At 39.2% G+C, this 19,267-nt stretch carries 18 protein-coding genes, 1 pseudogene and 1 riboswitch; of the genes and pseudogenes, 4 read left to right on the top strand and 15 right to left on the bottom strand.

All coding sequences use genetic code 11. The features are described 5' to 3' along the window. Window positions 1-35: 35 nt before the first annotated feature. A complete protein-coding gene (locus tag SPAR10_RS06185; protein ID WP_004251970.1) occupies window positions 36-881 on the bottom strand; it encodes an undecaprenyl-diphosphate phosphatase in 846 nt (281 codons plus the stop codon). Between the two features lie 62 nt (window positions 882-943). Continuing rightward, complete coding sequence (locus SPAR10_RS06180) at window positions 944-2,833, bottom strand: DUF2207 domain-containing protein (protein ID WP_004251967.1); 1,890 nt, start codon at window positions 2,831-2,833, stop codon at window positions 944-946. 138 nt (window positions 2,834-2,971) lie between these two features. Between SPAR10_RS06180 and SPAR10_RS06175 the strand changes: the two genes are divergently transcribed. Continuing rightward, window positions 2,972-4,537 carry an ABC transporter substrate-binding protein/permease gene (locus tag SPAR10_RS06175; RefSeq protein ID WP_004251966.1) on the top strand — a complete coding sequence of 522 codons (1,566 nt, stop codon included), beginning with the start codon at window positions 2,972-2,974 and terminating at the stop codon, window positions 4,535-4,537. After that, entirely contained in the window at window positions 4,537-5,277 is a 741-nt protein-coding gene (locus SPAR10_RS06170; RefSeq protein ID WP_004251965.1) for an amino acid ABC transporter ATP-binding protein, read from the top strand. Before SPAR10_RS06175 ends, SPAR10_RS06170 begins: the two co-directional genes overlap by 1 nt. 82 nt (window positions 5,278-5,359) lie before the next feature. Here SPAR10_RS06170 and SPAR10_RS06165 read toward each other — a convergent pair whose 3' ends face one another. The 13 genes and pseudogenes from SPAR10_RS06165 to SPAR10_RS06105 form a co-directional block, all read right to left on the bottom strand. Then, window positions 5,360-5,575, bottom strand: a complete 216-nt coding sequence (locus tag SPAR10_RS06165; RefSeq protein WP_004251963.1) for a capsule biosynthesis transcriptional regulator — start codon at window positions 5,573-5,575, stop codon at window positions 5,360-5,362. 105 nt (window positions 5,576-5,680) lie between these two features. Next, a complete protein-coding gene (locus SPAR10_RS06160) occupies window positions 5,681-6,577 on the bottom strand; it encodes an SPFH domain-containing protein (protein ID WP_004251962.1) in 897 nt (298 codons plus the stop codon). Window positions 6,578-6,659: 82 nt separating this feature from the next. After that, window positions 6,660-7,910, bottom strand: coding sequence for a threonine ammonia-lyase IlvA (gene ilvA / locus SPAR10_RS06155; protein WP_004251960.1), 1,251 nt, complete (start codon window positions 7,908-7,910; stop codon window positions 6,660-6,662). An 80-nt stretch (window positions 7,911-7,990) separates the two neighbouring features. Further along, window positions 7,991-9,013, bottom strand: a complete 1,023-nt coding sequence (gene ilvC / locus SPAR10_RS06150) for a ketol-acid reductoisomerase (RefSeq protein ID WP_004251959.1) — start codon at window positions 9,011-9,013, stop codon at window positions 7,991-7,993. Between the two features lie 65 nt (window positions 9,014-9,078). Beyond that, window positions 9,079-9,555: an acetolactate synthase small subunit gene (gene ilvN / locus SPAR10_RS06145; RefSeq protein WP_004251957.1), complete on the bottom strand. Its 477-nt coding sequence runs from the start codon at window positions 9,553-9,555 to the stop codon at window positions 9,079-9,081. Further along, a complete protein-coding gene (locus SPAR10_RS06140; protein ID WP_004251955.1) occupies window positions 9,548-11,248 on the bottom strand; it encodes an acetolactate synthase large subunit in 1,701 nt (566 codons plus the stop codon). Before SPAR10_RS06140 ends, ilvN begins: the two co-directional genes overlap by 8 nt. Window positions 11,249-11,451: 203 nt before the next feature. Beyond that, on the bottom strand, window positions 11,452-12,141 hold the full coding sequence (rplA, locus tag SPAR10_RS06135; protein ID WP_001085672.1) for a 50S ribosomal protein L1: 690 nt from the start codon (window positions 12,139-12,141) through the stop codon (window positions 11,452-11,454). Window positions 12,142-12,237: 96 nt separating this feature from the next. Continuing rightward, window positions 12,238-12,663, bottom strand: coding sequence for a 50S ribosomal protein L11 (rplK, locus tag SPAR10_RS06130; RefSeq protein WP_001085808.1), 426 nt, complete (start codon window positions 12,661-12,663; stop codon window positions 12,238-12,240). 231 nt (window positions 12,664-12,894) lie between these two features. Beyond that, window positions 12,895-13,379, bottom strand: a pseudogene (locus tag SPAR10_RS06125) (GNAT family N-acetyltransferase). Continuing rightward, on the bottom strand, window positions 13,354-13,773 hold the full coding sequence (locus SPAR10_RS06120; RefSeq protein WP_004251946.1) for a ParB N-terminal domain-containing protein: 420 nt from the start codon (window positions 13,771-13,773) through the stop codon (window positions 13,354-13,356). Before SPAR10_RS06120 ends, SPAR10_RS06125 begins: the two are co-directional and overlap by 26 nt. A gap of 25 nt (window positions 13,774-13,798) precedes the next feature. Further along, window positions 13,799-14,449, bottom strand: a complete 651-nt coding sequence (locus SPAR10_RS06115) for a phosphatase PAP2 family protein (RefSeq protein ID WP_004251945.1) — start codon at window positions 14,447-14,449, stop codon at window positions 13,799-13,801. Continuing rightward, window positions 14,439-15,002 (bottom strand): ECF transporter S component, encoded by a 564-nt coding sequence (locus tag SPAR10_RS06110; RefSeq protein WP_004251943.1) that lies wholly within the window; start codon window positions 15,000-15,002, stop codon window positions 14,439-14,441. Before SPAR10_RS06110 ends, SPAR10_RS06115 begins: the two co-directional genes overlap by 11 nt. Window positions 15,003-15,150: 148 nt before the next feature. Continuing rightward, window positions 15,151-15,369, bottom strand: a riboswitch (FMN riboswitch). Window positions 15,370-15,422: 53 nt separating this feature from the next. Then, window positions 15,423-15,926 carry a tRNA (cytidine(34)-2'-O)-methyltransferase gene (locus SPAR10_RS06105; RefSeq protein ID WP_004251940.1) on the bottom strand — a complete coding sequence of 168 codons (504 nt, stop codon included), beginning with the start codon at window positions 15,924-15,926 and terminating at the stop codon, window positions 15,423-15,425. A 425-nt stretch (window positions 15,927-16,351) separates the two neighbouring features. Between SPAR10_RS06105 and trkA the strand changes: the two genes are divergently transcribed. Then, a complete protein-coding gene (gene trkA, locus SPAR10_RS06100) occupies window positions 16,352-17,701 on the top strand; it encodes a Trk system potassium transporter TrkA (RefSeq protein WP_004251938.1) in 1,350 nt (449 codons plus the stop codon). Between the two features lie 3 nt (window positions 17,702-17,704). Continuing rightward, a complete protein-coding gene (locus SPAR10_RS06095) occupies window positions 17,705-19,144 on the top strand; it encodes a TrkH family potassium uptake protein (RefSeq protein WP_004251936.1) in 1,440 nt (479 codons plus the stop codon). Window positions 19,145-19,267 lie beyond the last annotated feature (123 nt).

The raw sequence follows: 19,267 nt of genomic DNA, 5'->3' as shown, positions 1-19,267 counted from the left end.
AAACCTTGAAGGATTCTTCCTTCAAGGTTTTTTTCTTATACAAATAGTCGAATGAAGCTATAAAGTAGTAATACACTACCAAGGACAATACGATATTTACCAAACACTGTAAAGTCGTGTTTTTTGACATAGCTGGTCAAGAAACGAATGGCAACCATGCTGACTGCAAAAGCCACTACCATTGCTACCAAGAGCAAGAAGAATTGACCAAAACTCAAGACTTCTCCAGCCTTGATGAATTTAAAAATCTTCAAAGCGCTGGCTCCAAACATCACTGGAATACCCAAATAGAAAGTAAACTCAGTTACCACTGAACGACTAGTCCCATTCAACAAACCACCAACGATAGTCGCACCTGAACGGCTAGTTCCTGGTAAAAGGGCCAAGACTTGGAAAAGACCAATATAGAGGGCTGTTTTATAAGGTAACTTATCTAGCTCAGTTACTGTTGGCTCAATTGCTTGTGCTTTGTTGCGTTTTTCAAGATAAATGAAAGCAACCCCATAAACAATCAACATAATGGCTACTGAAACTTTATTATAGAAATGGGTTTCAAACCAATCATCAAATTTAAAAACGGCTAATAAAGGAAGTGTAGCCACAAATACTTTGGACCATAATTGCCAAGTTCTACGAACTTGAACTTTATCCTTGCCTGGTTTAAAGGGATTAAGCTTGTTAAAGTAGATAACCATAACGGCTAAAATAGCACCCAGTTGAATGACGACATTAAACATAGACATAAAAGTTTCATTTTGATCTTTAAACTGGATAAACTCTTGTGCTAAAATCAAGTGACCAGTACTTGAAATCGGTAGCCACTCCGTAATCCCTTCAACAATTCCAAAAAAGATAGCTTTTAAAATTTCAAAAAAATACATAGATTACTCCTTTTTTCTATCCTCTATTATATCATACTTTTAAAGGATGTGTTTAGTTTTCTTTAGAAAGCGCCGACACTTCCACCGCCGCCACCGCCTGAGAAACCACCCCCAGAGCTACCGCTTCCGGATGATACAGAAAAAGTACTTGCAGTATTTGCGACACTGGCGTAATGGCTCATTTGCGCTGTTGAATGGTAAAATATACTATGCCAACCATAGGCTACATAGAGATTGATATCTGGATTTTCAACTTTGATCTGGTGAACCTTCATCAAATGACTAACCTTGTCAGCATATCCAAACAAAGTTGCGTACACTAATAGACGATTCCAAACAACAATACTTTCCAATTCAGCCTGATCCAGTCGTGCAATCTCACGTAACATATTTTCAAAACTCGTCCAAAGATAATAGACCTCCGCTCCTACTTCATTTAGAACACCATCACGATTATCTAGTCGAAGCTTCCAATAATAGAAAACAGCCAAAACTAAACCTAGAAAACCAAGTACTGACAAAGGGAGGTAAAAATAAGCATGAACATCTAAACTGTACAAAAACAAACCAAATCCGATAAATAGAGGTAGGATAGTAGAAAGTCCCATACCCACTTGCAAGGCCTTTTCCACACCAGTTAAAGGACGATAGTAATCTGGGAGTCCCAAGAAAGCGACTCGGTCCTTGACCCCTTCTTGCATCTCTTTCAATGATCTTTCAAAAGAATATTTGAGCTTACGACCTTTTGTTTGAATCCGTTTTTCATCAGCAGCTTTGGCTCCACGATAAAGACTGTCAGATACCTTGTAATCTGCGAACAAATCGGAAAGAGTGGTTTCTTTTTTGCCTGAAAAGGCCAGATTTAGGCAGTCTTTTTCAAAGCTTGATAAACCATCTTCTTTTACCAGCCTCAAACCAACTGCGTCTCCCTCTGAAATAATAGAGACATTCCCACGGTCAATCACATCTAACAAGGTAGCTTGAATAAGTTGGTCAAAGGTGAATTTACCTGCTCCTTTGGTTAGAGGACTCACTTCCTCCAAGGAGGTCGAGTAGACAGTCTCTGATAAAACCATAGGCTCTAATTCCATCGGCGGTTCATAGAGACGATGATTTTTAGCATATTCGACTGAGGGAGTGGTTTTTCTTCTATAGATATAATAGAAGCAGATACTCAATAACAAGGAGATGGAAAGTATTGAAGGAAATACCCAAGTAACGAGTTGTTTACTCTGATCTTTTTCTCTAACAATCGACTCTTCTATATTGTTAAACTCTTCTAAACGATTTCCTTTTAAGCCCTGATCTGTAGCGCTAGCAAAATCAGTTCGAGGCCAGTAGGCATGCAACTCAACTCCGCGCTTAGACGGAAGATTGTCTAAACGAATAGTATAGTCATGACCACTCTGTTCAATCCTTCCATCTCTATAGAGTTGCCCTGTGTGGAAAAAGAGTTTTTCGGCCCCATTATCTCCCATCACATGAAACTCAAATTTTTCAATAGATTCTGAACTATCTGTTAAGGGTTGCCAATTTAATTCAGCGATGTCATCATATAGAAAAAGCAAATTTTTTAAATTCCATGTAAGGTCAACTTCAACTATGTCACCCTCCTGACCTGAATTGTAGACTTTCACAGTATAACCATTCGCCTCTTCTGTCACTTCGCTAGTAACGTCTGTCAGTTCAGCACCGTTTTTCGCAGCCTGAACCTTTGGATGAGGATCAATGTCAAATCCACTAGGCATCTTACCTGCACGTCCAAGTCCCACGATTTGGCCCTTAAAGTCCTCCTCAAACTGATAAACTATCTTTTGTCTAAATTCTGCCGTATTATCTGCATGAATATACAAATCTCCTTGATAAGAGTTTATCTTGAAATCAATGGCAAAAACAGAGAGTGGAAGAAGGCAAAACAAGCCTAACACCAGTAAGAAAAAAGTTTTTTTCATCAACTAATCCCCCTTTTTATCTTTGCTATCATTATATCATTTTTTCTCAAGTAAGGGCTTACCTATATTGAAAAATAGAGTTTTTTTCGATAAAATAGGAGACAGTTATTTTTTAATAGATTAGAAATAGGAGAAATCATGAGAAAAATATACTTATCTATTTTCACAAGTCTCTTGCTGATGCTGGGACTTGTCAATGTTGCCCAAGCCGATGAATATTTACGCATCGGGATGGAAGCAGCATATGCTCCCTTTAACTGGACTCAGGACGATGATAGCAATGGAGCTGTCAAAATCGATGGGACTAACCAGTATGCTAACGGATACGATATTCAAATCGCCAAGAAAATCGCTAAGGACTTAGGTAAAGAACCTTTGGTTGTTAAAACAAAGTGGGAAGGTCTAGTTCCTGCCCTTACTTCTGGTAAGATTGACATGATTATCGCAGGTATGAGTCCAACTGCCGAACGCAAACAAGAAATTGCCTTTTCAAGCAGTTACTACACTAGCGAACCAGTTTTGCTTGTCAAAAAAGATTCTGCCTACGCAAGTGCTAAATCTTTGGATGACTTTAACGGTGCGAAAATCACTTCTCAACAAGGTGTCTACCTTTATGACTTGATTGCACAAATCCCAGGTGCTAAAAAAGAAACTGCCATGGGAGACTTCGCTCAAATGCGTCAAGCTCTTGAAGCTGGTGTCATTGACGCCTATGTTTCTGAACGACCAGAAGCCCTAACTGCTGAGTCAGCAAATGCAAAGTTCAAAATGATTCAGCCTGAACCTGGTTTTAAAACCGGGGAAGAAGATACCTCTATCGCTATCGGTCTTCGTAAGGATGACGAACGTATCAGCCAAATCAATGCTAGCATCGAAACCATTTCTAAGGATGAACAAGTTGCCCTAATGGATCGTATGATTAAGGAGCAACCTGTTCAAGCTACAACTACTGAAGAAAACAGCAGTAGTTTCTTTTCTCAAGTTGCAAAAATTCTATCTGAGAACTGGCAACAACTCTTACGAGGAGCCGGCATCACTCTCTTAATTTCAATCATCGGTACTGTTGTCGGTCTAATCATCGGACTTGGTATTGGCGTGTTCCGTACTGCCCCTCAGTCTGAAAATCAATTTATCTACGTCATTCAAAATATAGTTGGTTGGATTCTCAATATCTATATTGAAATTTTCCGTGGAACTCCTATGATTGTACAATCTATGGTTATCTACTATGGAACTGCCCAGGCTTTCGGAATCAACCTAGACCGTACTCTCGCTGCTATCTTTATCGTTTCTATCAATACCGGTGCCTACATGACCGAAATCGTTCGTGGTGGTATCCTAGCTGTTGACAAGGGACAATTTGAAGCAGCTACTGCACTTGGTATGACTCATAATCAAACCATGCGTAAGATTGTTTTACCTCAGGTAGTTCGAAATATCCTACCTGCTACTGGTAATGAGTTCGTCATCAACATCAAGGATACTTCTGTATTGAATGTTATCTCTGTTGTAGAACTTTACTTCTCAGGAAATACAGTAGCAACACAGACTTACCAGTACTTCCAAACCTTTACTATTATCGCAGTTATCTACTTTGTACTCACCTTTACAGTGACACGTATCCTACGCTATATCGAAAAACGGATGGATATGGATACTTACACTACAGGTGCTAACCAAATGCAAACGGAGGATTTGAAATAATGAATCAACCCATTCTTGAAATCAAACACCTCAAAAAATCCTATGGACAAAACGAGGTCCTAAAAGATATCTCCCTTACTATCCATAAAGGAGAAGTTATTTCCATCATTGGAAGTTCCGGTAGTGGTAAATCAACCTTCCTACGTTCGATCAACTTACTTGAAACACCCACTGAAGGTAAAATCCTTTATCACGGTGAAAATGTCCTCGAAAAAGGCTATAACCTCACTCACTATCGAGAAAAACTAGGAATGGTCTTCCAGTCCTTCAACCTCTTTGAAAACCTTAACGTGCTTGAAAATACAATCGTTGCCCAAACAACTGTACTCAAACGTGATCGCTCAGAAGCAGAGAAAGTCGCTAAAGAGAACCTTGAAAAAGTTGGCATGGGAGAACGTTACTGGCAAGCCAAACCTAAACAACTTTCTGGTGGGCAAAAGCAGCGTGTCGCTATTGCTCGTGCACTTTCCATGAATCCTGATGCCATTCTCTTTGATGAGCCTACATCAGCCCTTGACCCTGAAATGGTTGGTGAAGTTCTCAAAATCATGCAAGATTTAGCTCAAGAAGGTTTGACCATGATCGTCGTAACCCACGAAATGGAATTTGCTCGCGATGTATCACACCGTGTCATCTTTATGGATAAGGGTGTCATTGCAGAAGAAGGCAAACCAGAAGATCTATTTACTAATCCCAAAGAAGAACGTACAAGAGAATTTTTACAACGCTATCTTCGATAAGAAAAAGACTGTCATTGCAGTCTTTTTTATATTCCAAAAAATTAAAAGGCAGATTCTTTTCGAACCTGCCTATATCCAAAGACTAATCTTCAAATTTTTCATGATTTTTATTGTAGAAATCAATTAAGCCGAGGGCTGTTTCAAAGGAAATGTTTTTAACTTTTGCACGTCCTTGAGCCAAAGCAATGATAGACATCTCACGCGCATTCGTTTCCTTAGAAATACGATACCCTGTGATCTTCTTATCACGAACCCAGCTAACAACTGCTTCTACTTTTTCAAAGTTAGACTTAGCCATGTTATTCTCCTATTTTTTTCTTTACGCAACTTCATTCTATATGTTTTTATGGTATTTGTCAATTGAAACACATATATTAATAAAGTTATTGCGTTAAGATTATAATTATTTAGCTTTCAAAGCTGATAATATATGGGTTCGAATATCTTCAACTCCATTAGGATTTGCTGGCAAGAATATTGTATTATTTCCTTGTTTATCTGCAAAATTATTCAATGTATCCAAATACTGATTGGTTAATAGGATTGACATAATTTGTTCTTCAGTTAATTCGACATTAGCTCCTTTTAACTCTTTAATAGAATCAGCAAGTCCATCAACAATTGCTTTCCGCTGCTCTGCGATCCCCACACCATGGAGGCGATCTTTTTCTGCCTCAGCTTCTGCCGCTGTAACGATCTTAATTTTATCTGCTTCAGCCAATTCTTGAGCTGCCACTCTCTTACGTTGGGCAGCATTAATCTCGTTCATTGATTGTTTGACTTCTGCATCCGGCTCAACTTTGGTAATGAGCGTCTTAACGATAATATACCCATACGTTGACATTTCTTCCGCTACTTGTTTTTGAACTTCTAATGCAATTTCATCTTTTTTCTCAAACAATTCATCCAAAGTTAACTTAGGAACAGATGAGCGCAATGCATCTTCAATATAAGATTTGATTTGAGCTTCAGGTCTCATCAATTTATAGTAAGCGTCTGTAACGTTTAACTCATTTACACGGTATTGAGTTGCGACATTCATAGTCACAAAAACGTTATCTTGGGTTTTGGTTTCAACCACGATCTCACTTTGTAAAAGGCGTAGCTGCACACGAGCTGCAATTTTGTCAATGCCAAATGGTGCCCGTAGATGAATACCACTATTACTTAACTTTTGATACTTACCAAATCGTTCGATAATTGCAACAGACTGTTGACGAACGACATAAACAGAGCTCACTAACATAGCTCCTACAATAAGCATTAGAATCACTAGAACAAGTAAAACTTGTAAAACCATGGGAATCTCCCCCTTTCTTCACTTACATTATAGCACTCGTATATAGGTTAGGCAAATGATATGATAAAAATTTTATAGGATATTAAACAAGCATATTATATAGAGTTTCATTCCCATTCAAGTTAATATAAGACGGATCAAATTTCTCCATTCGGTGAATCAAGCCCGCATAATCATGCTTGTTAGCAAGAGCAATCCCGATTAAGACTGGTCCTGTTCCCTTGCTGGCACGTTTAATATACTCAAAACGTGTGATATCGTCATTCGGTCCTAAAATATCATTTACAAACTCGCGAAGTGCACCTGGACGTTGTGGGAAGTTTACCACAAAGTAATGCTTGATTCCATCGTAAATCAAGGCACGCTCTTCCATCTCTGGCATACGGTTGATATCGTTATTTCCTCCAGAGATGATACAACAAATAGTCTTACCTTTTATATAGTCTGACAGCACTTCCAAGGCCGCCACACTAGCAGCACCTGCAGGCTCAGCTACAATCCCCTGTTTAGAGTAAAGATCTATCAAGGTCTCAGAGATTAAACCTTCATCCACTCCGATAAGCGTTTCAACATTTTTACGGGTTGCTTCATAGGTCAATTGTCCAACCTTCTGCACAGCAATCCCGTCTGCAAACTTATCAATTTCTTTGAGTTTAACCGGACCTCCAGCCTCAAATGCTGCCTTCATGGAACGAGCTCCGTTGGCTTCTACACCTAGAACTTCAATAGCAGGATTCGTTTCCTTTATATAAGTAGAAACTCCTGCAATGAGTCCTCCACCTCCTACAGGCACCAAGACAGTATCAAAATCAATGGACTCTTTTCGCGCTTCTTCTAAAATTTCATAAGCTACTGTTCCTTGACCAGCTTGAACATAGGGATCATCAAAGGGATCAATAAACGTACGATTTTCTGCAACTGTATAGTCTTGAGCTGCCTTAGCCGAAGCATCAAAGGTATCTCCTACCAATTTGATAGTTACAAAATCTCCACCAAAGAAACGAACCTGACCAATTTTCTGTTGAGGCGTTGTAATTGGCATAAAGATTGTTGCAGGAATTTTCATCTCGTTACAAGTGTAGGCAACACCTTGAGCGTGATTTCCCGCTGACGCACAGACAACTCCGCGCTCACGTTCTTCCTTAGTCAATTGCGAAATCGCATAATAAGCTCCTCGAATCTTAAACGACCGAACACGTTGAGCATTTTCTTTTTTGAGATAAATTTTAGCTCCGTATTTTTCTGATAAATAATGATCGTAGTCAAGTGGTGTATTGGCTACTACACCACTCAGAACCTTGTGGGCCTTCACCACATCTTTTGCACTAAGCATAATCTTCTCCTTGATTCTTTTTCAAGATAAAAAGCGGGTTAGGTACCCCCCAACTCGCCTTCTATTTTTATTCTCAAAAATTAGTTGTAGATTTTGAATGCGTCATCGTCGTTTTTACCAACGAATGGCATTGCTTTACGCAATTCTGCACCAACCTTTTCAATTTCAAGGTTAGCTGCTTGTTCACGGTAGGCAGTTAATTTTGGACGTCCAGCTTTGTAGTCATTCACAAAGTCGTTGGCAAATGTACCATTTTGGATATCAGCAAGAACAGCTTTCATGTTTTCCTTCACTTGTTCAGTAATCACACGTGGACCTGAAACGTAGTCACCGTATTCAGCTGTGTTAGAAATTGATTGACGCATTTTCTTAAATCCACCCTCGTAGATCAAGTCAACAATCAATTTCATTTCGTGAAGCACTTCAAAGTAAGCCAATTCTGGAGCATATCCAGCTTCGGTCAAGACTTCAAAACCAGCTTCGATAAGGGCAGTCAAACCACCACAAAGAACTGCTTGTTCACCAAACAAATCTTCTTCGGTTTCTTCTTTGTATGTTGTTTCAAGAAGACCTACACGTGCTGCACCAACACCTTTACACCAGTCCATAGCGATGTCTTTCGCATTTCCTGTTGCATCTTGGTATACAGCGTAAAGCGCTGGAACACCAAAGCCTTCTTCGTAAGTACGACGTACCAAGTGTCCTGGCCCTTTAGGAGCACACATGAAGACATCTACATCTGCAGGAACTTTGATGAATTCGAAGTGGATGTTAAAACCATGCGCAAATCCAACTGCATTCCCAGCTTCCAAGTTTGGAGCAATTTCTGCTTCGTACAATTCTTGTTGGATTTCGTCTGGTGCCAAAATCATGATAACATCAGCCAATTTAGTTGCTTCTGCTACTGTATAAGTATCAAAACCATCTTCTTTTGCCTTATCAAAAGATTTACCTGGACGAACACCGATGATCACATCGTGACCTGAATCACGCAAGTTTTGAGCGTGAGCATGACCTTGTGAACCATAACCGATAACAGCGATTTTTTTACCATCAAGTGCTGCTACTTTTACATCTTTTTCGTATTCCATTTGAACTGCCATAGTTTTTCTCTCTTTTCTATTATTTATTGCCTGATAGGCTAGATTAACAAATTTAGGTTGGATTTTTAATCGCGGGTAAATCCAGTTGCTCCCGTCCGAGCGATATTCTTGATACCGTATGGTCGAATAACCCGAATCAAAGCTTCACTCTTTTCCGCATTCCCAGTCATCTGAACAGTAATGGAGCTCGGAGCGACATCAACAACAGTTGCACGGAAAGGCTGGATAATAGCTAAAATTTCTGCTCGCTTCTCCGCAGGCGCTGAGACCTTGATCAGAATCACTTCACGCTCGAGGTGCGGTTTATCTGTGATATCGCGGACACGGATAACGTCGACCTGACGGTTGAGTTGTTTGATGATTTGCTCCACTTCATCGTGAGATGCAACATCAATGATAATGGTAATCCGTGACACATTAGGATTTTCTGTCGCCCCTACCGAGATACTCTCAATATTGACTTGGCGTCTAGACAAGACACCGGTAAAGCGATTGAGAACTCCTGACCGGTTTTGAAGTTTGGCTGTTAACATTCTACGCATTAAACTTCACCCCCAACATCTCATGATTACTCTTACCAGCTGGTACCATCGGTAAAACATGCTCTTTACGAGAAATATCTACTTCGATAAACATTGGTACATCTTCCAAGATGACTTCCAAATCCTTTTCTAAAGTTTCAGGATTATCAAATTTATAATTCTTAACTCCATAGGCTTGAGCCATCAATTGGAAATCTGGGAGGCTGTCAAAGACTGACTCTGATGTTCGACCATCGTAGAAGGCTTCTTGCCACTGACGAACCATCCCAAGTGAATGGTTATTAAGCATGATGACCTTGATTGGAATCTTGTAGATGTTCAAGATTGCCAATTCCTGATTGGTCATTTGGAAACCACCATCACCGACAAAGAGCACGACCTCCTTATCTGGATTAGCAATTTTTGCTCCAATGGCTGCAGGAACTCCAAATCCCATGGTTCCTAGTCCACCTGAAGTTACGAGTTGACGCTCGTTTTGGTATGGATAGTATTGAGCTGTCCACATTTGGTGTTGTCCGACGTCAGTTACGACAATGGCATCACCCTTAGTCAATTCGCCTATACGTTCAATAACTGCTTGTGGTTGGACGACACGTTCCTTCTTATCATAAGAACGAACACGATTCTTATCTTTGGTAACTTTTTCAATCCATTTTTCAGTATTGTTACGAACGATTGGCTCCGCTAGTAACTGTTGCAAGGCCTTTTTAGCATCTCCAACAACTGGGATATCAACAGCGATAATCTTACCAATCTCTGCTGGATCGATATCAATATGCGCTACTTTGGCATTCTTCGCAAATGTCTTAGGATTACCAGTCAAACGGTCATCAAAACGACAACCAATTGAAATCATAAAATCAGCTTCTGTCATCGCAATATTAGCCGCAAAGGAACCATGCATTCCACCCATTCCCAAAAATAGTGGATGACTAGTTGCAATTGTTCCCTGTCCCAAAAGACTGGTAACAACTGGAATTTGATAACGTTCTGCAAATTCATTCAACTCTGTTGCAGCCTCTGCATAGCTAATCCCACCACCAGCTAACAAAACTGGCTTCTTAGCCTTAGAGAGTTGCTTCAAGATCTTCTTGATTTGCATCTCATTAGGCTCTAAAGTTGGTTGATAACTTGGTAAATCTATCTCTGAAGAATAGACAAAATCCGTTTCAAGAGCAGAAACGTCTTTTGGCAAGTCAATAACAACTGGCCCTGGGCGACCCGTAGTCGCAATATGTACAGCCTCTGTAATCACACGTGGAATATCTGCTGTCTCACGAACCTGATAGTTGTATTTGGTAATTGGCATGGTAATACCGACGATATCTGCTTCCTGGAAAGCATCTTTACCGATACCCGCTCTTGCCACTTGACCTGTAAAAACCAAAAGAGGAACGCTGTCGCTCATAGCATCTGCAATACCCGTAATGGCATTTGTAGCTCCTGGTCCACTTGTGACGACTGCGACACCAAGTTTCCCTGTTGACTTAGCATAACCTTCTGCTTCATGAAGACATCCCTGTTCATGGCGACCTAGAATATGGCGGATGCCTTTAAAATTATAAATAGCATCATATAAAGGCAATACAGCCCCGCCTGGATAACCAAAAATCGTATCGATTCCTAGGTCACGGAGCGTTTCCAAAACGAGTTTCGAACCTGACTTTGGTGAGTCTAAAATGAGTTTCTCCATCGTTCCCCTTTCTCTTCTCTTAAAATGACTTGTTTCTATAATACCATTTTTTCAAAAATTTTCAAGACAAAAGAAACAATTTTCTGAATTTTCTATCTAGATACTTTACACTATCAAATAGATTAGAAAGTTTATATGTATTTTTACCTTTTAATAGAAAAAAGGTTGAGACAAATTGTCCCAACCTTTTGATTATTTACTAATTAAAGTGAGTTAACGTCAACCTTGATACCAACACCTTGAGTAGTTGTGATTGTCAAGCTTGTTACGTAAGTTCCTTTAGCAGTAGCTGGTTTAGCTTTTTGGATTGTTTCGTTGAATGCTTTGAAGTTTTCTACTAACTTGTCAGCTTCAAATGAAACTTTACCGATGATAGCTTGTACGATACCTGCACGGTCAGCACGGTAAGTAATTTTACCACCTTTAGACTCTTCAACTGCTTTAGCAACATCCATTGTTACAGTACCAGTTTTAGGGTTTGGCATCAAGTTACGTGGTCCAAGGACACGTCCAAGACGTCCAACAAGAGCCATCATGTCAGGTGTAGCGATAACTACGTCGAAGTCCAACCAACCGTCGTTGATTTTAGCAACAAGGTCGTCTTCACCAACGAAGTCTGCACCAGCAGCTTTAGCTTCTTCAGCTTTTGCACCACGTGCAAATACAAGAACGCGAGCTGTTTTACCAGTACCGTTTGGCAATACCATTGCTCCACGGATTTGTTGGTCAGCTTTTTTCACGTCGATGTTCAGGTTGTATGCAACTTCTACAGTTGCGTCAAATTTTGCAAAGTTAGTTTCTTTTGCAAGAGCTACAGCTTCTTCTACGCTGTATGCTTTTGTGCTGTCGATTTTCTCAAGAGCAGCACGAAGTTGTTTGCTTTTTTTAGCCATTTTCTATTCTCCTTGTAAGTGGTTCAATCGATTTTCATCTCCCACGTCACTTCTCGAAATGATGAAGTCTTGCGGGTTATATAGGGAAGTTATTGATTAGTCAACAACAGTGAATCCCATAGAACGAGCAGTACCTTCGATCATACGCATTGCAGACTCAATGTTTGCAGCGTTCAAATCTGGCATCTTAGTTTCTGCAATTTCTTGTACTTGTGCACGAGTAACTGTAGCAACTTTAGTTTTGTTAGGTGTACCTGATCCTTTTTCAACACCTGCAGCTTTTTTCAAAAGAACAGCAGCTGGTGGTGTTTTAGTAACGAAAGTAAATGATTTATCTTCGTATACTGAGATAACAACTGGAATGATCATACCAGCTTGATCAGCTGTACGAGCGTTGAACTCTTTTGTGAATCCCATGATGTTGATACCAGCTTGACCAAGAGCAGGTCCAACCGGTGGAGCTGGTGTAGCTTTACCAGCAGGGATTTGCAATTTTACAAGTTTTTCGACTTTTTTAGCCATTTTTAAATCCTCCTTTGTGGTTTTGGCGGTAATTTAGAGATTTTTACCTCCCACAAGTATGTTTTACACATACCCTACTATTATACACTAATCTATCTCAAATGCAAGAGAAAAATTCTATTTTTAGAGAAATTTTATTACTGAATTTGGCTATTATTTCTTTCGTGAAAGAGTTCTGAACTACAAACAAAAAACCGCTCTGTTTTGAGCGATTATAAGAAATAATAAAGTTTAGTAGGAATCCAGTTTTAAGAGCAGGCTTTTCCCTTTTTCAGTACTTCCACTTTCCACAAATCCAAGGGACTCAAAACATCGTCTGGAGGCATAATTGAAATCATAGATTTCTTGAACTTTCAATTGTTTCCAACCCTTTTTCCGAGCTAGATCAATCAAAGTCTTCAATACCTTGCGTCCAATTCCTTGATGTTGATAAGTCGGATTGCCAATCACAATAGGAAGATTCTCCTGAGATAAGGTTACATCCCCAATTGGAAACCACTCTCCCTTTTCTCTAAACTCAATCCAAAACAAATCCCCGTGTTTTTCTAAATAGGAATACATAGCATTCAATTTTTCTACATTATAGGGGCTTCTGACTCCATCTACAAATTCAACCAAATCCACATCTTGATACCAGGCCAAAGCTGCATCCTGATGATCTGCTAAAAATAAGGAACTAGACGTAGGGAATCATCTATCTGAATGATTTTTGTCATCATTTTCTACTCCTAATACTAGCTCCGCTGCCTGATTAAAACCATCACACCAGTTGTACCATTTTGCTTCATACTCATCTTGGGCTAAGATACGATTTTTTAAATCCAGAATAGAGTATATCTTTCTTTCCTCGCAAGCTTGCGCATAGAGATGATAGATTTCATCACCACCATCTTTATCCCACTCAGCAGAAATCGTATTTTTACCTGCTAACAAAGCTTGGTAAGCTCTGTGATGCCCATCTGTAATTAGCAAGCGATCTCCAAATGCAAGAACACTGATTGGATCCATATTGATGATTTCAGCCGACTGATAAAGCATCTGGATATCTTGCAACTTCTTTTCTGATAAGTATAGTTGAGTTGGATGAAGATTTTTTATCTTGACTTCCATTTTTCTCCTCAAGAAGAGTTAATAACTACTTTTGTTTGCCTGTAAAGCGCCATTGAAAGCGAAGTTTGTCATAAAATGGAAATTCAATGAATAGAATTCCAAGACCCAGACAGAGACTGGCAAGAACATCTGATGGGTAATGAACTCCCAGATAGACTCTGGAAATGATTACACTTACTAGATAGATTCCCAGTAAAATCTGGAGAATGAGCTTTACAGTCCTATCTTTCACTCTCTGTCCCACAATGATAATTAGAGAACCGATTAAGAGGGTTACTGCTAGCGAGTGACCACTAGGGAAAGAAAATCCTTTTTCTTCAACCAAGTGTAAAATTTCAGGTCGGGGACGCTGATAGAGGTGTTTTAAGGACACAATTAAAATTCCAGCCAAACTAAGATTGCCAGCTACTAAAAGGCTTTCTGACTTCCACTTTTTCAGATAAAAAATAACAGTCAATAGAATTGTCCAAGAAATAACGATTGGTAAGTCAATCAGACGAGTAATTCCCCGAAAGATAGTTGTTAATATAGCTGGTAAATCTCCACGGATTGCTGTCTGGATAGACGAATCAAATGGTATCAATTGTTCTGGATAAAACTTAACGACATAACCCAGAATTACAAATAGTAAAAGGGCAAAAGAGCCCTTTGTTAAATATGTTTGTTTATCTTTCATAGTATTTCAAAGTTGGTTTCAAGAGGACAAATAATAACCAGAATGAGATGGCAAAGATGACTCCTTCAATCAAATTAAATGGTAAGACCATTGCCAACAAGTAATTACTAAGTCCTAGATTATTCTCTATATCGAAGTTAGCAAATTTTGCGTACAAAGGTACAGCATAAACGTAGTTTAGAACTAACATGGCTAAAGTAAGACCAATCGTCCCTGCTAATGAAGCTAGGACAAAACGCATGGTTGTACGCTCTTTTTTCCAAATCAGACCAAAAGCAAGAACAAAGACTCCTAAGGCTACGATATTCATCGGCAAACCAATGTAGGTACTAACTCCTTGATTGTTCAAAAGGATTTTCAACAAAGACCGAAGGAATAGTACTCCTAAAGCCGCTGGTAAATCCAAGACTACCAAACCTACAAGAACTGGTAAGATACTGAACTCAATCCTTAAGAAGGGTGCCGCCGGTAGAAGCGGAAAGTCAAAGTACATCAACACAAATGAAAGTGCTGATAAAATTGCAATGGTCGAAAGTCGACGTGTGTTTGTCATAACAGGTTCCTCCAATTTTCTATAAAATCAGAAGAAGTTGGAAAGTTTCTCTCTATCTACTCTCTTAACTATCTCAAAAAACAACCTAAGCTTACAAAGAAACTGGTTTTATTTCTATTATAATGAAGCAGAATAGACAAAGCTATCCTTTCGTCTTCTCCCATCCAGACTATACTGTCGGTTGTGGAATCTCACCACATCAGCTTGCGCTCGCGGACTTATTTGGCTAAGATATTTTAGATTTATCTAGACGTCGCAGTCGAAGATAATACTTAAAGTATATCGAGACAAGACAACGAAGAGAATGCTAAAATAGCTAGTCAAATTTACCGCCGGTCGGGAATCACACCCTGCCCTGAAGACCTTCTAATGATAACAAAAAAAGCTTGCAAGCGCAAGCATTTTATCTCTTATCAGTGTTTATTTCAACTTATCCGTTTCGTAAGTATGAACCAGTTCGAGACCCGCAAAATTTTGTTGACGAAGGGCCTCATAGACAATCATACATACTGTATTGGATACATTGAGGCTACGAACATGTTCATCATTCATAGGAATTCTGAGAGCTTTTTCAGGATGTTCCCGCATAAATTCCTCAGGCAAACCTTTATCTTCACGTCCAAAAAGAAAATAATGGTTTCCTTTTATCGTGAAGTCAGCATCTGAATAGACCTTTTCTGCAAACTTGGAAATCAAGTAGACTTGACCATCCATTTTTTTCATAAATTCATCTAAACTATCATAAAAATAGATCTCAAGTTTGTCCCAATAGTCTAGCCCGGCTCGCTTCATTTTACGATCATCAATCGGAAAGCCCATCGGTTTGATAATATGAAGGGGCGCATTCGTCGCCGCACAGGTTCGTGCAATATTTCCCGTATTTTGTGGAATTTGTGGTTCAAACAATACAATATGATTGGCCATGCCTTGCTTCCTCTCACTAGTGCAAAAAAATAGCCACACTGCCCGGAGTCAAGCTCAGCAAACAGCGTGGTTAAGGCATCGTTAACTTACCTCACAACAGGTTTGAAGTAAATCAGCGAAACTACTTTTTTAGTATAACACTTTCAGCCTGATTGTCAATAGAAATGACTTGATTTTTTCATTTTTTTTACAAGCATATTTACAAAAGTTAAAATTTCAACTTTCAGCAAGCAATATCATAGAATTTACATAGATTAAGAATTTTCTGAACAAGTTTTTTTCATAAGCATATGATGTTTAAAGCAAAATATTTATTCGAATTCCCCTAATCCCTTTATTAAAGAAGGAAACAGTCGGTTGTTGAGTGCATTTTTTTCTAAAAAAAGGTATGATAGAGACATATTGAAAAAGTAGGTTAACTAACTATGAAGATTATTCTTGTCGGAGGGGGAAAAGTAGGTTCTGCCCTCTGTCGTTCACTGGTTGCTGACAACCATGATGTTGTCTTAATTGAACAGAACGAAACTGTTCTAAAATACTTGACCAGCCGTTTTGATATTATGGGAATCGCAGGTAACGGAGCTGACTTTGCTATGTTAGAAGCAGCCAATGTTCAAGATTGTGATATTTTCATTGCCATGACTCAATACGACGAAGTCAATATGGTTTCGGCTGTTTTAGCCAAAAAAATGGGAGCAAAGGAAACCATTGTTCGTGTACGAAATCCTGAATATTCCAACCCTTACTTTAAAGAAAAAAATATTCTTGGATTTTCACTCATTGTAAACCCTGAACTCCTAGCAGCTCGTGCTATCGCTAATATTATAGACTTCCCCAATGCTCTTTCTGTTGAGCGTTTTGCAGGTGGATTAGTCAGCTTAATGGAATTCAAGGTACGAAATTTCAGTAATATTTGTCAGATGTCTATTGCTGATTTCCGTAAAAAGTTTGGCAATGTTATTGTCTGTGCTATCGAACGCGACCACAAACTCATGATTCCTAGTGGAGATATGATTTTAGAAGATAAAGACCGTATCTTTGTGACAGGACATCGTGTCGATATGATGCTCTTCCACAACTATATTAAGTCCAGAGTTGTTAAGAGTTTACTCATCATAGGAGCTGGGAAAATTGCTTACTATCTCTTAGGTATGTTAAAAGACAGTCGTATCGATACCAAGGTTATTGAGGTCAATCCTGAAAGAGCTGCCTTTTTCAGTCAAAAATATCCAAAACTCTATATTGTACAAGGGGACGGAACTGCAAAAGATATTCTCCTAGAAGAAAGTGCCCAACACTACGATGCGGTCGCAACCCTTACTGGAGTTGACGAAGAAAACATTATTACATCTATGTTCTTGGATAGTGTGGGTGTTCAGAAAAACATCACTAAGGTCAATCGAACTAGTCTCTTAGAGATTATCCATGCGCCTGAGTTTTCTAGTATCATCACACCAAAAACCATCGCTGTTGATACGATTATGCACTTTATCCATGGTCGTGCCAATGCCCAATATTCAGATCTTCAAGCGATGCACCACCTAGCAAATGGACAGGTTGAGACTCTTCAATTCCTTATCAAGGAAGCTAACAAGATGACTGGTAAACCTTTGTCTCAATTGAAACTCAAAAAAGATATTTTAATTGCTGCTATTATTCGCAATGGAAAAACAATCTTCCCCACAGGTGAAGATAGCCTTCAAGTCGGTGATAAGTTAGTTGTCATCACACTATTATCAAATATCACCAAGATCTATGATCTGTTAGAGAGGTAAGCTATGAATAGAAGTATGGTACGATTTCTTCTTGCAAAGCTACTCTTGATCGAGGCTGGTCTACTCTTAGTTCCAGTTAGCATTGCTCTTTATTATCGAGAATCGAGTCAAGTTTTTACAGCTCTTTTCTCTACCATCGGAATCCTTGTTGTTCTAGGTCTTCTGGGAATTATCAGTAAGCCTAAAAAACAGCGAATCTATGCAAAAGAAGGGGTCTTAATTGTAGCTCTCTGTTGGATTCTCTGGTCATTCTTTGGTGCCCTTCCATTTGTCTTTTCAGGACAAATTCCCAATATGATAGACGCCTTCTTTGAGATTAGTTCTGGCTTCACAACAACGGGAGCAACCATTTTAAATGATGTTTCTGTCTTAAGCCGTTCCCTTCTATTTTGGAGGAGTTTTACTCACCTTATCGGAGGGATGGGGGTGCTGGTTTTTGCCCTAGCTATCATGGACAATGCAAAAAACAGTCACTTAGAGGTTATGAAGGCAGAGGTTCCTGGACCAGTATTTGGTAAGGTTGTATCTAAGCTAAAAAATACAGCTCAAATTCTTTATATCCTCTACCTGGCTATGTTTGCCCTCTTTGTAATTATTTATTACCTTGCTGGGATGCCACTCTACGATAGTTTTGTCATCGCTATGGGAACTGCTGGGACTGGTGGTTTCACTGTTTACAATGATGGAATCGCCCACTATAATAGTTCTCTCATTACCTATCTGACGAGTGTTGGGGTCTTGATGTTTGGTGTCAACTTCAACCTCTACTACTATCTCATGCTTCGTCGAGTCAAGGAATTCTTTTTCGATGAGGAGCTTCGTGCTTATCTCTTGATTGTCGTCGTTTCTACCGGCTTAATTACTCTCAATACACTCCACCTTTATAGTGGCGTTTCACAAAGTTTTGAGATGGCCTTCTTCCAAGTTTCTAATATCATCACTACAACTGGTTTCGGTTACGGAAACATAACCAATTGGCCTTTGTTTTCTCAGTATATCCTACTGATGTTGATGGCGATTGGTGGTTCTGCTGGATCTACTGCTGGTGGTCTCAAAGTGATGCGTGGAGTTATTCTAGCTAAAATTGCTAAAAATCAATTTTTGTCTACTATATCCCCTCACCGTGTTTTAACTCTCCATGTTAACCAAACGGTCATTGATAAGGATACCCAGCACAAGATTCTCAAGTACTTTGTAGTTTACGTCATGATTCTACTCAGCTTAATATTCATTATCAGTTTAGATGCTGACAATTTAATGATTGTTACGAGTGCCGTTTTCAGTTGCTTTAACAACATCGGCCCAATTCTCGGAACAACTGCAAGTTTCTCAATTTTTAGTCCATTTTCAAAACTCCTCCTATCCTTTGCAATGATTGCAGGACGTCTTGAAATTTATCCAATCATATTACTCTTTATGAAGCGAACCTGGTCTAAGCGTTAGCAATGTTATTATCAAAAAGCACATCCCTCAAAAAATGAGGGATGTTTTTTTCTGTTGATAAGATTTTTAAAAGACAGTTGAGAGTCAAAAAATAACACTTGAGAAAATGATGATTTTTCATGA

This window comes from Streptococcus infantis SPAR10 (assembly GCF_000279535.1).
GTDB classification, from domain to species: Bacteria; Bacillota; Bacilli; order Lactobacillales; family Streptococcaceae; genus Streptococcus; species Streptococcus infantis_I.
Note: the sequence above shows the minus strand (reverse complement) of the source record. Positions and strands in the feature narration are given on the sequence as shown.